Source organism: Bradyrhizobium sp. CW1 (assembly GCF_023100665.1).
Taxonomy (GTDB): Bacteria; Pseudomonadota; Alphaproteobacteria; order Rhizobiales; family Xanthobacteraceae; genus Bradyrhizobium; species Bradyrhizobium canariense_D.
In genome coordinates this window covers 6176906-6191165 of the sequence record NZ_CP064684.1, presented here as the reverse complement: position 1 = coordinate 6191165, position 14260 = coordinate 6176906, and the positions used below count along the sequence as shown (strand labels likewise).

Genomic DNA, 14260 nt, shown 5'->3' with positions numbered 1-14260 from the left:
AGGCTATCGAATCCGCCACAACTGCGTGAGCAAATGCGCGGATGCTCGAAATCCCCCGCTGCGATCACTGCGAAGAAGAGTTCGCGCCAGAAGAGCTGATAGTTCTTGCGCCACCGGCCGGGGACGGCGAGTTGATCTGCGGTCGGTGCATCGAAGTCAAGCTACTGATGCTCCACCGCATCAGGATCATCTCGATCGCACAGCTTCCGTGTAGGCGGTTCACGAGCGCGAGCGCAATCCAGCCTCCTCGGTAGCATCAAGCCTAACGAGTGACATTCGTTGCCAACTTGCCCAGACGGAATATCGATCGCGTCGATCGGCTTTTTTTCCGAACCACCAGTTAGCGGGGGTTGCCTGAAAACGGGTTCGATTTCCATGATTCGATATTCGTCGTATGGAAATTCGAACTATCGTGCACCAGCCGCGCAGTTCTCCTATCGCGACCCGCTGGAAGCCGAGTACCGTCAGCTCATCGAGCTACGAAAGCGGGTCAGAAAGGCCGAGGCCGCGGCGTCAAAACGGTTTACGATCGCGACAAGGAAACGAATTCGCCGCAACGAAGATGCATCCGCTGGCAGGCATCTGCTCGATGCGCGCGGCGGAGTTCATGGCGTGCAGCGCCAGGGTTGTAACCACCAAAGTCAGGTCTTCGAGAGTGGTCGAGATGCCCTGGTGGCGGGCTTGGGGGAGAAGCGTGCAGTCGCTGGCACTACGACCGCTTTGAATGGGCCCGCGAACCGCGAGGGCCAGCTCCGTCGGGTTGCCGGGCGATGCGCCGCCGTCCGTCGATCCCGAAGACCCTCGACGGATTAGAGCCCTGTGCGCTGTCGCCGAAAATCCGCCCTCCGGTTTTCATCTTGTGGCCTTGCTTTGGTCAAACCGGCGTTGGGGAGTGTGGACCTGCCCGATTTAATGCTCGGCTTCGGTCCGGGTGACATTGGGTGCAATGGGGAACGCCGATGCTTTCGCCGATTAAACCGATATATCCCGGCTCACAAATTCATGGTCCCGCGCTCTCACCAGAAGACGTCGAGCTTGTTGCGCGCGCGGATGAACGGCTCGTCCACGCCTATGATCAGATCGCACATGCAGATGAACAGCTGGCGCGTGTCAACGAACAGCTTTCCAAGTTAGATCAGGATGGCACGGGCCATCCTTCTCAGCCGAAGAATTCCGCGAAATGGTTTCGACCACCTGACCGCGGGGCGAGCTCATTGCGCGGAAGGCCGGCACTGCGCGGCCTGATCGGTCTGCTGTTGGCAAGCGGCATCTGTTTAGCTGCTCTTGCAGCGCAGTCATCCGACGGCGATGCGGTCAGAGCAATGATGTATCGGTGGTCCGCGCATGCCGTTTCACCTTCGTCGTTGCCGCAAGAAAGAGCCGAGATCTCCTCGGCTCTGCCTACCACTCAGACGAGTGCGACCTATGTGGCACTTCAGCAACCGGGGCCGTTGACTACACCGCACGATGCGATCCAGGCAGCCGCCAGCCCCAGTTCGCCGGAGCTGGCGCCGACGCTCCAGGGATTGTCGGGCGACCTTACCAACCCGCAGCAAGCGATCGAGCAGCTCAAGGCCAGCCAAGATCAAATCGTCCGCGACCTTGGCCAGCTCTCCAACCAGCTTACGGCGGTCCAGGCACAAATGGTGCGAGACAGAGCGGATGCCGCCGAGCAGCTCAGAATGGTCCAAGAACGATTGGCCGGCATCACCACTAACGCTTCCGAGCAGATCCTACGCCCCAAGACGCCGGTGCCGTTGCCCAGGCCAATTGCCGCCACGATCCGCAAACCTGTGCCAACCGTTCCGCGGCCGCAAGACAGGGGGCGGCCACACGCGCCGCTGCAGACCGACCAGGCCGTGCAGGACTAGGGATTAGCTGTTTTCAACGCGTCCGATCGCTGCGAGACCTCGGTGCGGAGCGCCGAGGGCTGTTGCTTGCTCCGCAGCTGCCGCCATCGCGCGGCTTGCAGCCCATAGTTCACTCGCAACCGGGTGGGAGATAATCGTCCCAATGTGGGGGATGGCGAAGCCTTTTGGCGCTCTCCTTCCCTGTTAGATTGGGGCGGGAGCGCGACTGGCGTTCCCATCACCGGAGCTCTCCGCGGACGCTCAGATGGCACGCTCCTTGCCAATCAGTCGGACCAGTGATTTTCGTTGCGAGGAGACGTCTAGCAATGGGACCAAAAATTCGAATCTTCAGACGCCCAAAGCCCAATCTGGCACATGTTACCCGCAATCTGATGCAACTACTCGACGCGCTCGAGGATCTTGAGGAGCTGAGAGAGAAGGTCCGGCTAGCAGAAGCAACCCGAGTGTTACATTAAAGCGGCCACCTCCGTCAGAGCTGCTGACTAATCTGCAATGGCACCTTGAATCGGCAATAGTAGCCGGCGCGGTTTTGCGTTTTGCGTGCGACCAATCGAGGGCGCGCGTGCGGTCCAGCACCATGCGGCAGAACCCGCCATGGCGCAGAGGAACCGCGCCGGGGGATCATGGTTAACGGTCTGGCAAGGAGATCGTCCAATGCCCCATGCCACCCCTTTGGTGCTCGCCGCCATCGTCGCCAGCTCAGCTCTGCTGGTCCTCGCGCCAGGAGGCGCCGCAAATGCTGGGTCGGCGGGTGCGGGCACGGGGACAAGCGCGAGCAGCGCCAGCGCTGGTCCGTCGGCGCCTGCCGGAATGGGGACGAATGCGGGTAGCGCCGGCGCTGGTCCCTCAGCGCCTGCCGGAATGGGGACGAAAGACACCGCCACCGGCGCAAATCCGAGCACCAACAATCAATTGAACAATCCGAACGTTGAACCCGCCACGCCGACAAAGTCGCGGACGGCCGCACAGGCCGCAAGAAATGCCGGGGTTGGCCACGCGCAAAATGGCCTGCCGATCGGGGCCGTTGGGACGGGTACAAGCAACGAGGACCAGATGATCATCGGCTCATTACCCGCCCGAAACGCATCAGCCCCGGCAGCACAGGCCAAAGGAAACATCAGTGGTGGTCACGCGACAAATGGTCTTCCGGTCGGAACGTTTGGAAAGGGCCCCAGTCTTTCGGACCAGGTGAGTCGGCCGCGCGCCGCGCGAGCTGGCGATAAAGTGCTGGACGCCAAAGCGCAGGTCGAGCGACGAACGACCGTTTCGCCCAAACGTGTCCTGGCTAGATAAAGCAGGGTTTGTAGCTGCGAGCGAAGCGGCGAGCAGACTTGCGACCGAGATCCGGGGGGCGTGGCAGGGTCCCGATGGCTGGCGCCGCAACTCGCCTGCCAGACGCCGGATAATTGGATCATTTAATATCGCGCCATAAACCGGAGCCGGTCGCGAGGAGCCACCTTTGCGCAGCCGGGCGAAAACGGCCTCGACATCCACCTCACTGGGACGCCGACACCGTCGGATCCCAGCGCATCTAGGGACACAAAGAATTAGTCGAAGCCTAGTCCGGTGCAAAACTCGGGTCTGTTCGGTTTCAGACCTTGATGTACCTTTGATGGCACCCTGGCTGGGTGGACCTGCGGCGAGGTCGGAATGCCGAGGCCTCGCGCCGTGACCACCAGCCCGTCCATCCAAAGTTGGTCCCACGGGCGACCGTGCCTATGCACCGCGCGGTGAATACGCCGCTAACTAACAGTTAGGAGAACAAATATATTGTTTCCGTGGTTGAATCATCCGTCATCCCGGACAGCAAGGTTACTGTTTGCGTCGAGGATGAGTTTAGAACCTGAGCCAAGACGATGAAGGACCTCAGGCGACGATTGGAGAGGCTCCGCGCGGACGCCAGAGACTTTGCTCTTATGAGTCAGTCGGCGGCCGATGCCGAAAAGCGCGCGCTCTTTCAACGCTTGGCGGATGAACTCGCCTTCGAAGCTCTTGAGCTTGAGATCATCGTAAAACAACAAGGGCACTCGGATTCCAGCGAGCAGCACGAGGTCGTGGAATTTAAGCCATCCGCTCACAAGAAGCGCGGCTGATGCGGAAAGAGGCTGGGCGGTCGGCTTGTCTTATCCGTCCCGCGCCCTGAACGATTTTAAGCATAGCTTCCACCAACGGCCGCTAAGGCACCTTCGCCTCATCCCATTGCGCATGGATCCAGACGTCGCGCGGTTCATCAGCTCGACCCGCGGGGCCGGCCACGTCCCAGGCGGCGTCCTTGCTCAAGCATTTGAGCGCAAGTCGCAGTATCCGGAGCTGGCACCTCGCTCAGATCGTGCAAGGTGACGATCGGCATCGCAGCCGCCCAGCAGCTCGGTCTCGGCAAGGTACCAGTGCCCAGCCGGACACCAACCCTTCGCGCGGCATCGATGACAAGGGGTAGAACGAAACCGCACATCGCGATGTTGCATCGGACCGCCTTGGCAAGAACTAAGACGCGGACTCATAAGGACGCAGCCATAGCCTGATTGACGCGAGCTGAACGAAGGCAAGGTAGTTGGCGGCCAGCCTATGTACCGCCTCGCCACCCGACGACATTGTTTGATCCGGCAAGTCGAACGGATTGGCCTTACCGGGGCTCAGCGCCAACCGTACCGGCAGACCATTGCTGTCGACCACCGCATGGATTTTGCTCGTCAAACCGCCGCGGGACCTTCCCATCGATTGGCTGGTTCCTTGCGATGCAGGCCCCATGCTAATGTACGCTGACAATGGAGGTGTCGATCATCTGGGTAGCGGCATCATGGGCAGTGGCAAGCGCTTTTATGATGCGGCCCCAGACGCCAGCCCGCCGCCGCCTGACGAAGCGGTTGTAGCAAGTGGTGTATGGCCCAAACGCCGCCGGCAGATCACGCGCCAGGGTGCTCCTGATCGAAGGATCCAGAAGAGGACCCGTCTGTCGTTCGACCGGGGGACGCCACGCGGCTTGTTCGGCAGCATCGGCTTGATAGCGGTCCATTCATAGTCAGCGAGTTCGTAGCGCATGATTCGAGCTCCAGTTCGGAAGTTTGAATCACGGCCATTCGGCCAAACGCAACGCTCATGGGCAGACACTGGTACGCGCCTTTTGGACAGGAACGGGCATCAACCATCCCGCACTCTGTGCCAAAACTGTCGAAAATGACCCAAAGCAGTCGTTGCTGGAAATCAACAGGATTGAATGCTCCACCAACAGGGCGGCAATGCCGGGGCAGCCGGGACATCGTCAGAGTGCGATTGTTTCCTCGACTACATGTTTCAGCGCCGTTCCCTCAGCCGACAGGGTCATTCGCAGTTTGAGCTGGCCACCTTTCACCGCCCCGCTGCGCACTAGGTTTTCGATTTCGCGCTGCGATGTAACTCCAACATGCTTCAGAAATTTACGGATAGCCATATTGAAGCGGTCTTCATCGAACTCGGCGGTCATGGCTGTTCTCCCTGGTCGGTCAGGCGATGTCTAACACGAGGCGAGCAAAGACCCAACATCGAGGCCCAACTCGCGTCACCCCCGACTTCCTCCTCAACCTGATTGCCTACAACGTCGGCCCCGAGCTGAAGACTACACCCGAGGCGGCGCAAGGTCGGCCGTTTGAGGTGGACCGGACACGGCTGGAGCTGTCGCCGACCGCCGCTTGTGACCCATGGCGGAAGTCAGTGACCGGTCAAAAAAATATTCCTTCGGAGGCCGCTGAAGTCATCTTCCATTTGTTCGGTTTTGGCGATTACACTGTTGCACTCGTATGGTACCCAATTTTTTTGCACGGAGAGATTTCATGACCTTGTCAGACGTCACCCGCCGCAGATTGATCGGCAGTCTCGCGGCCGGAGTAAGCGCGGTCTCGGTAACTTCATCAAGCATCAGCAGCGCACGTGCTCAATCCGCGCAAAAGGCTTTTGTTCTTATTGGCGGAGCCTTTTACGGAGCTTGGTGTTGGCATCGCGTCACCGAGAGGCTCGAAAAACAGGGCCACAAAGTCTATGCGCTTACGCTTACGGGATTGGCAGAACGCTCGCATCTCCTCAGCAGAGACATAAATCTCGACACGCACATCACGGACATCGCAAATCTCGTCGAATGGGAAGACCTCACAGACATTTGCCTCGTTGCCCATTCGTATGCCGGATGTCCCGCATCGGGCGCGCTTGAGCGCGTTGGAAACCGTGTGTCATCTATCGTCTGGGTTGATGCAATAAAGCCTGCCGACGGGGAGTCATTCCGAGACTTGGTCTCCTTCCCGATAGAGGAGGGTGCAATCAGCCGTCCGGCTCCCAAAGCGCTCCCCCCGACGGCCTTTAGCGACCCCAAAGACGTTGCTTGGGTTCTATCGAAGGTAACTCCTCAACCGATTGGCACATGGCTGCAGCCTGTGAAGCTCTCCGGCGCACGCGAAAGGGTCGCGAAGAAAACCTACATCCGCTTACCCAAATTCCAGTTAGCGGCCTTGGACAAAGCGGCAGGGGAGTGCAAGTCCGATAATTCTTGGACCGTCCTCGAAAACGCGACGTCTGGCCACTCCGTTATGATCGCCGAGCCGGATTGGTTGACTGACGTGCTGGTGAAAGCAGCGTGAGATTGATCTGATCAGGAACGACTTTCCTGGGCTGCCATAACTAAATTGTAGCCGAGCGATCCGTCTCGCTCGGCTTGCGAGTAGCCAGTGTACGAACGACTTCCACACATGGCCCGTGACCGACCTCAGTTAGAGCGCTGCGAGGGCCGCTTCCGGGAGATGAGCCGACCCGATCATGCAAGCTGCCGAGGGCTGCCTTTGACCCAAGCCGAACAAGTCAACGCGGGCGCTTTTTTCGGCCAGAGATCTCTGATGCTTCGTGGCTGCGAGCCTACGGCACGTTCGTCGCCACGGTGTGTGGCTAGAAAACAAAACGCCGCTGTCGCCGCAATCGGCGACGCATCGCCGAGACACCTGTGACTTTTGAACGTTTGCCGACTTCGTTCTTCGGCTTGCTCAACCCGGCTGCGAGGGTTCTGAAGCTCTGTCAGTTGAGATCTTAGAAACCAAACGCGTTCGTGCAGAACTGTCATGCGGTTGTGCCCCTGACCAGGCCTACTCATCAGCGCGCCTTACTATGACTATTTAAAAACCGCCATTGTCAGGCCGGAGGACGTAAAATCACTCATTTCAATTAATAGTAGCTCAGGTTCGCTGAAAGTGCTGTGAAATACCTCATTTTCGTGGAAAAGACGTGTCCTGAGCGGTTTCATTTGCTTGTGAGGTGGGTACCAACGTCGGCGGATTAACCGCGCGATCCGGTTTAATTTTAATGAGACAAAATACTGCTTGTTAGCCTAGGCGGTGCAGATCAACGTGCAGATATTGCCGTTTTCCGGGCTCGGCGGGATCGGAAAACTGACTCTGTAGAGGTGCAATCGCGATCGCTGCGATGGCTCGATTGGAAGTTACCTCTTCATTGGAGAATCTCGCCATGGTCGAACGTCGAGCAATGGAGCGGATACCGATCAACCGGGCGGCGCGGCTGTCGTTTGGTGGATGAGTGGGATCCATCCGTGCGTGGTGCGCGACATCAGCGCCCTGGGAACCTGCATCTCCACGCCGTACTACATATTCGCCAGCGAATTTGCGCTATCGTTCGACGAACATTCCGAAACCTTCACCTGCCGCCTGATGTGGAGGAAGGAGACACTTTGCGGGGTGTGCTTCCTCCTGCGCCGCAGCTCGCCGAAATTGGCGAATGACGTGGTGCGGCTTGACCACCAATGATGCGCTGCCGACTCTGAGCATCCTTAAGCTCATGTGTCGACATAATTCCTCCCGTGCGCTGAGAGGCGATCGGGCGGCCGTTTTGGGCGACAAAGTCGAGCCCCTCCACAAGGTCCGCTGATTGAGGGATGGCAGACAGATCAACTCACGTTCAGTTCTTCGCGTTTTGACCCGAAGCGGTCATGTTGCGATTTTGGGAGGAAGCATCTCAACGTTCGCATCACGCTGCAAATCGTGTCACCGCGTGAAGTTCGTAGCTTGATCGCCTCCCGGAAGAGAAGACGTGGAGGCTGGCCGTCGGCAGCCTTCTCCGAATTTTGCCTGCTCGCCTCTCTGGCCAACAAGTTTCCTCAAGTCTTCAAATCAATCGTGGCTGCCTGGGTTTGATCCTGATTGAGTTCAGCAGCGTTGCGGCGGCGATCATCAGCAGGATGCCGGCGAGGCTGAGCGCGATCTGCATCGCAAGACCATTCGAGATGTCGGCCAGCGCTATTTGGCTGGCGAGCGCCAGCAGAACACCGAGACAATAGATTGCCAGCGAATTCTCCCCACAGCGGATCGCTGCGCGCATCAGCGGCATCGGCAGTCCTTGCCAATCGCGGGGTACGAGCCATACCGCCACAATCGCAAGCGCTAAAAAATGCAGCAACCGCAAGGGAGCGAGATCCGATTTGTCGACTTGGTAAACCACACTGGCGAGCGCTTGTGGGACCAGATCTTCCAGGGTCGTGAGCCACCAACTCAATGCGACGATCAGGCTAAAAGTCAGATAGAGAACTGCAAGTACAAGCGCGATGCGACAGGTCATCCAGGGCCAGACTCCCTTGCCCGCAATGACACACCAGGCGCCGAGCACAACCAGTAGCTGCCAAGCCAGCGGGTTGAAGAACCACCGTTGTTGGGCCAGGCCGGGACGGTCCAGCCGAAGACGTGTACCAGCGCATAAAGCAAGAGCGACGCGCCGAGTGTCACGTTCGGCACTCGCAACAGCAACCACAATAGTGGTGCAAACAAAAGATGATAAACCACGAAAATCGGCAAGACGTCGGTATTGACCGGACGGTATTGCAGGATCGCCGCATGCGCGAGCGCCGCACCCGGATGTTCCAGCAAAAGGCGCGTGTTGCTCTCGTCGGCGATCCGGCCACCGCCGGTTAGGTAGACCATGATGGCGCAAGCTATAGTGAGCAATAGAAATGCAGCATAAATGTCCCAGCTTCGCCACAGCGTACGGGTGATGACGCCGGGCCAGCCATCGCGCGAATGTGCGCTGCCGTAAGCCAGTGCGCAGGTCACACCCGAGACGAACATGAATACTTCCGCGCTATCACTGAAGCCGTAGTTCCGCAGCGTCAGCCAGCTTCCGATGTTGTTGGGGAAATGATTCAAAAAGATGCACCAGAGCGCGAGGCCGCGGCAAGCATCGATGCGTAGGTCGCGGCCTAGCCCTTTCGGCTCCGGCCGCGGGCCCGCCAATGGCATCGCAGGCGCCGCGAGCAACTCGGGTTCGGGCTGCGGATGCAGTCCGCGCAACGCGTTTCGCTCGATCTCCGCCAGCATCCGGCGACTGTCAATGTTCAGCGCAGTCCGGTGCTTGTCGAGGTGGGCCGGCGCGTCACTAACGGGATACGATCGCATCGGCTCCCGGGCATCGGACAGATCGATCGAACTGATCGCCACCATCTCGACGAAAGAGCTGCGCGGCGGCGGCGCAGGCACCATCATCATGGTGGCGACGGACCGAAAGGACGGAAATGATAATCCTTCCATTCCTTCCATTCCTTCCATTAATTCTTCGTCGGTAATCACTTCATAGGAGCCAGCCGGTAGTATCCGCTCGAAGCTTGTGATCCGAAATGGGTGCTCGAACTCCACCGTTTCACGTCGTGATCGGGTAATCGTCATGATCATCCTCGCATGTTGGCGAGGACGCGCCGGGACAGCGGATAACAGCTGGCATAAAGAGGCGATCTCGCAGGTGCTGAACGCTCAATGACGGGGCTATTCAGCACCTCCGGCGAAAGCGATTCCACTGCAAACCGAAACCGGAAACTCCGCCTCAGAGCCATGCGCGTCCGGATTAATTGTTATCGAATATTCGCTGCCGTCCCGGCAGCCAATGCGCCAAGCATCGACCCCAGATTCGGTGCCGCCTTGATACATGGTCCGAACAACAGCTCCACAGGCCTGCTTTCTATTCTTCAAAACGGACGTCCAGAAAGCGAGATGCTTAGCCTGATCCAGTGCAAGTATCCTCATCGACCTTTTGTTAGCGGCGTGGGCCGTTCTGAAAGGCTCGGCAGCTACGACCTCGGGTGGCATGGCTGTTGTTGCAGTGGCAGCCGCCCTTCTAAAATGCAGATCGGCATCCAGAACAAACCATAGGACGGTGAAGCTCGCGACAGCCACCAGAGAGAGAATAGGCGATCGCTTCATCATGTCTCTCCCTCCCAGAGATCGAGACATTGCGGCCATCGCGGCGTCGCGAGGCCCGAGAAACCTAACGAAATATGGTACGTCGTGAACGGCGCTGATCGCTGCAACCGCCCAGGAACTGAGCCCTACCTTTCGATGAGCAGTGGCACAGCGGGGAGTGCAGCAGCGGCAGCGGGTTCAAGCAGCGGCACTGACCTGTCGCGAAAAGATGTCAAGGTGGGGCTGACTGATACCGTTTAAAGCCGCGTCAGCTCGGCTCGAACCTTGCGTGTCACTGCGTGCCGAGCGGCGAGCCTGGCAGCGCACTAGATGTCCGATTCGGGCACACGTTTACCTCGACTGGAAGAGCATGATCTGATCAACGGCAAACACAACTCACGATTTATGAACGCGCGGAGGTTTCACACAACCGCTGAGGCATAGAAGGGCAACGGCGCGCGAGACGGACTCAGATCGCATGACGCGCAGCGCGAGATAAATGTCTCTTCCTGGCCCATAGCCGACCTGTCGGGAGCAGGCCGGCGAGGACCGCTTGTGACCCCAATTCAGACATCGGCCTCCCTCTCCCTCTCCCTCTCTCTCTCTCTTCATGTTGCAGTAGTCTTGAATTGAGACGCCCCGACCAATTGGCGGGGCGCTCGTCGATTTCATATCGTCCGCCAACTAGCCCTTAGACGTTTGTCTCGCGTCGGTTGGCGCAGCGACATATCTAGAGTTCGGCGCAACCAGGAAGTCACGTCAGAGGGCAAACCGACCCGATCGGTGCGCCGTCGCGTGCGCCATTCGCAACTACAATCGTTTTTTTTGCGAAGAAACGCACCTTAAGCCTTTAGGTCCGTGATCCGCATAATCGCGACCACGTTCCCATCATTGAACGCCTGCTCCTTTGTGTCCTTGTTGCAGGTCCAGACAAAATTCTTCTTGCCGGTAAAGGTCTTTTCGTCCTGCTCAAGCCGAAGCTCTCCTTCGGTGATATGGCAGACCATGGCATTCATCATCGGGGGCCCCATGGTCTTCGATCCCGGCTGCATGATGATGTCGCGCATTGAGACGGTCTTAAAACCCGGGATCAGCGATGGTGTCTCGCCATCATACTCACGCACCACCACACCTGGCCACGGAGTTGTGTCCTTGTAGCCCGTCGTTTGAGCGGCGGCGGGCTTTATCATGGCCGCCGATGCCGCTGCCAACCCGAATGTCAATGCAGACCTTCGATCGATCTTGCTCATCGCTTTTCTCCCTGGGTTACTTGCAACAAGCCGCCGCAAAAGCTGCGCGCGTGTGGAATGTGAAATCGTGGTGTGAAACCGAAAAGGGGGCGGTCTCTTAGGCTAGCGTACCTGCCGACAGCGCTAGTACTGCTCGTTCGTCCCGAACGGTGACTTCGGCACATCCCGCTTCAAGGGCAACCACATTCTACGAGAACGGACGCGCCCTAGAAATGGGTGTTTCGCCCAAGAGGCATAATGCCTCAGTTTGCTTAGGCCTGAAGTTCGGACCCGGCGTCAGCAACTTCACACTGCGACAACTGAATACGCAAGTCAGTGTCACTGACTGGTCCTGTGGCGGGTCGCAGTAAGTGCGCGGCCACGACCTATTGGCGTCGAGTGCGGAGGCGATGATGCTGCTCCCGCAAGACCGCCCGGAGCTAGCCCATCAGCGAAGTGGCAGCACGCCTCAGTTTTATCGGACAAAGGGCAAGGGTCCGATGCCATCAGTGCAACCCGGAAATGAAATAGCTCCCAGCGGTGGCCGGTATTATACTGGTGCTACTGGAAGTGCTGTTTCAAGCGTTCGTGGAAAGATTGCTACGACCAGTCTGGGAGGAACATCTGATGACGACTATGTTTGTTAGACACACGGTTTCCGACTACAAGACCTGGCGGAAAGTTTACGACGATTTTGCTTCGGTTCAGAAGACGAAGGGCGTAACAGCCGAGGCTGTCTACCGAGCAGTCGAAAATCCCAATGACATCACAGTAACTCACGAGTTTGCCACGATTGAAGCTGCGCAAGCCTTCGCGGAGAGTGCTGAATTGAAGAATGCCATGCAGAATGCGGGAGTAGCGAAAGCTCCAACGATTTGGTTTACCAAAAAGGCGTGAAGTATCGATCCCGGCCAAGTGCCGGCTGTGGTGGTACCATGTCGCCTGTTGGCCCATTGAGACATGCCGAAGCGGTCTGACGATATCCGTTCACAGGGGTAGACCGGTAGAGAACGGCACGCGGCCAAAGTGACGCGATTGACCCTGGCTGTGTAAAAACGCAAAGATCGAAACGCGACGAGAATGACATTCTGGCTTTGCGGGCCCGCCGCCCTAGAATTGCGGCGATCAGGATGGGCGAAATGCAGTATGTTTGCGACACGCCGAAGGGTAAGACCTGGTTCCGTATCGAAACGGAAGGTGAAGCGGTGCAAGAGTCGCGCCTGATGCGCCACACAGTCGAGAAATATTTCTGCCGCGAGCGAGAGAAGGCAGTCCAATCCTGGCGTCCGGAGCAGCCCAACGCGATCGAGCGCGACATCGGCCTCGAGGCCCATGTACAGCGAGAGATGCCGCTTTTCCTCACGTTGCGTGACAGGGAGGGTAATCCACTGGCTACAGCGATGCTGCCACCGGGTGGCAAGGATCGCGGCGGGTTCCGGATCATCATCGTTGCCGCATGCAATGCCGATCCTTATCCTGAGCAGGATGCGGCCATCGCTGCGCTAGGAGCGCATTTCGGTCTCACACTCGATCGCCACCGCTGCTTCCCCTACGGCCGCTAAGGAGCCTGACAAGTATCGCTGCTTGGAGCGAAGTCGGCTCATGTCCCGTTGCGGACCTGCGCCGGCCTGCTACCTAATGGCAGCTTCTGACCGAAGGCGGCTATCGCATGGTCTCTATTTCTGCGAAACGGCTCTGGATTCACCACTCGCTCCGCCGGACGAGACGATGGCGCTTTCCCGGAACGGCGCACGGGTAGGCTGGGGCGCCGACAATTCCTGGCAATACATCCGATCGATCTTGCGCTGCATGAGCGCATAGCAGTCGCATACAACGCGCTCGAGCCGCACCCGGTCGATCTCGATAAACCCGCGCCGGTCGGAGGGGACGGCGCCGGCCGCGCGCAGCTTGCTCATCGTCAGAGTCACTGTCGTCCGCCGCACCCCAAGCAATTGCGCAAGCGCCTCCTGCGTCACCGGAAGGAGGTCATCGGGAACGCGGTCGTGAAGCTGCAGAAGCCACCGCGCCATGCGGCCATCCACCCGGTGCAGCGCGTTGCAAGCGGCTACGTGCTGGAGTTGCAATAACACCGCGCGGGCGTGGAGCTGAACGACATTCCTGATGGCTGCGCTTTGCGCATAGGCATCCCGAAATTTGGCGGCGGAAATCAATGATGCTGTGCCAGCGATGCGTGCAATCGCGGTCACGGATGAAAGCGATGGGCCGAGTACGGAGAAAGAGGCCAAAGCGCCTTCCCGTCCCATCAAGGTGGTTGCGACCGTTTGCCCGTCCGGCATATCGAGCATGAAGGCGATTGCGCCGCTATGGGGAAAATAGACCGGGTCCATCTCATCGCCCGAGCGCACCAGAACCGCATCTGGCTCAAACGAGATCTTCTGGAAGTAGGGCGTGAGCAAGCTGAGATCCGCTGGCGGCAGCGCTGCCAGTAGCCGATTCCCGATGCCAGTGCGGTTGACGGTCCCGATGCTTTCTTGTGAAAGAGCCCCCACTGAACGGCCGCGTCCATCTATTTCATTCACTAGGATTATCCGAATTATGAGTTGCCGAAAGGCAACTATCCAAACAGAGCCATTAGTCGAGATCAAGCACGGACATTTGCGGAGACGCTGCCGGCGTCTCGCCGCGCAAGCAGGATCTTGCATACATCATACTATTCACGCCCGTTGTGCGACTCGGCGAGCGGGGCCCTGCGGGATGATCAACCGGTGATGGTTCCGGCAGCGCTTGCTCTTGGCTTCCTAGCTGACGTCTTCGGCGGTGTGGGGCGTGCACGTCTTTTGGCCCGGCGCTTCCGTTGACACGGTGCAATTATCCGTCGGTCGATTGGGGTAAAGCCGGAAATTTGCCGCCGTCCGCCAGAGCGACGCTTTTGCCCTCAACGGACATGCGGGCGTTGTCCGTCAGGAGGCCCCAGGCCAGCACGCTTAGGTCTGCCGAAAGTGCGGACATA

Annotated in this window: 11 protein-coding genes and 1 pseudogene; 6 read left to right on the top strand and 6 right to left on the bottom strand. The window is 58.7% G+C overall.

Annotated features, from left to right (window positions below):
- Positions 1-959 precede the first annotated feature (959 nt).
- Both IVB54_RS30080 and IVB54_RS30075 read left to right on the top strand, forming a co-directional pair.
- Positions 960-1871 (top strand): hypothetical protein, encoded by a 912-nt coding sequence (locus IVB54_RS30080; protein WP_247776579.1) that lies wholly within the window; start codon positions 960-962, stop codon positions 1869-1871.
- Positions 1872-3727: 1856 nt separating this feature from the next.
- Positions 3728-3964, top strand: coding sequence for a hypothetical protein (locus tag IVB54_RS30075; RefSeq protein WP_247363650.1), 237 nt, complete (start codon positions 3728-3730; stop codon positions 3962-3964).
- Between the two features lie 724 nt (positions 3965-4688).
- On the opposite strand, the gene IVB54_RS41760 is transcribed toward IVB54_RS30075, so the two are convergent.
- A complete protein-coding gene (locus IVB54_RS41760; protein WP_346658303.1) occupies positions 4689-4910 on the bottom strand; it encodes a transposase in 222 nt (73 codons plus the stop codon).
- A 220-nt stretch (positions 4911-5130) separates the two neighbouring features.
- Positions 5131-5331, bottom strand: a complete 201-nt coding sequence (locus IVB54_RS30065; RefSeq protein ID WP_085349977.1) for a DUF6494 family protein — start codon at positions 5329-5331, stop codon at positions 5131-5133.
- A gap of 346 nt (positions 5332-5677) precedes the next feature.
- On the opposite strand from IVB54_RS30065, the gene IVB54_RS30060 reads away from it, so the two are divergent.
- Both IVB54_RS30060 and IVB54_RS30055 read left to right on the top strand, forming a co-directional pair.
- Positions 5678-6475: an alpha/beta fold hydrolase gene (locus IVB54_RS30060; RefSeq protein WP_247375306.1), complete on the top strand. Its 798-nt coding sequence runs from the start codon at positions 5678-5680 to the stop codon at positions 6473-6475.
- 960 nt (positions 6476-7435) lie between these two features.
- Positions 7436-7645: a hypothetical protein gene (locus IVB54_RS30055; RefSeq protein WP_245288561.1), complete on the top strand. Its 210-nt coding sequence runs from the start codon at positions 7436-7438 to the stop codon at positions 7643-7645.
- A gap of 358 nt (positions 7646-8003) precedes the next feature.
- On the opposite strand, the pseudogene IVB54_RS30050 reads toward IVB54_RS30055, so the two are convergent.
- From IVB54_RS30050 to IVB54_RS30040, 3 genes and pseudogenes are all read right to left on the bottom strand, one after another.
- A pseudogene (locus IVB54_RS30050) lies at positions 8004-9127 on the bottom strand (OpgC domain-containing protein).
- 519 nt (positions 9128-9646) lie between these two features.
- Positions 9647-10084 (bottom strand): hypothetical protein, encoded by a 438-nt coding sequence (locus IVB54_RS30045; RefSeq protein ID WP_247363643.1) that lies wholly within the window; start codon positions 10082-10084, stop codon positions 9647-9649.
- A gap of 818 nt (positions 10085-10902) precedes the next feature.
- The gene (locus IVB54_RS30040; protein WP_085349974.1) at positions 10903-11310 is read right to left on the bottom strand and encodes a hypothetical protein; all 408 of its coding nucleotides are present in this window, start codon (positions 11308-11310) and stop codon (positions 10903-10905) included.
- Between the two features lie 606 nt (positions 11311-11916).
- Between IVB54_RS30040 and IVB54_RS30035 the strand changes: the two genes are divergently transcribed.
- Positions 11917-12186, top strand: a complete 270-nt coding sequence (locus tag IVB54_RS30035; RefSeq protein WP_026233982.1) for a cyclase — start codon at positions 11917-11919, stop codon at positions 12184-12186.
- 233 nt (positions 12187-12419) lie between these two features.
- Entirely contained in the window at positions 12420-12851 is a 432-nt protein-coding gene (locus tag IVB54_RS30030; protein ID WP_018460247.1) for a hypothetical protein, read from the top strand.
- A gap of 114 nt (positions 12852-12965) precedes the next feature.
- On the opposite strand, the gene IVB54_RS30025 is transcribed toward IVB54_RS30030, so the two are convergent.
- The gene (locus IVB54_RS30025; protein ID WP_204514099.1) at positions 12966-13799 is read right to left on the bottom strand and encodes a Crp/Fnr family transcriptional regulator; all 834 of its coding nucleotides are present in this window, start codon (positions 13797-13799) and stop codon (positions 12966-12968) included.
- Between the last annotated feature and the right edge of the window lie 461 nt (positions 13800-14260).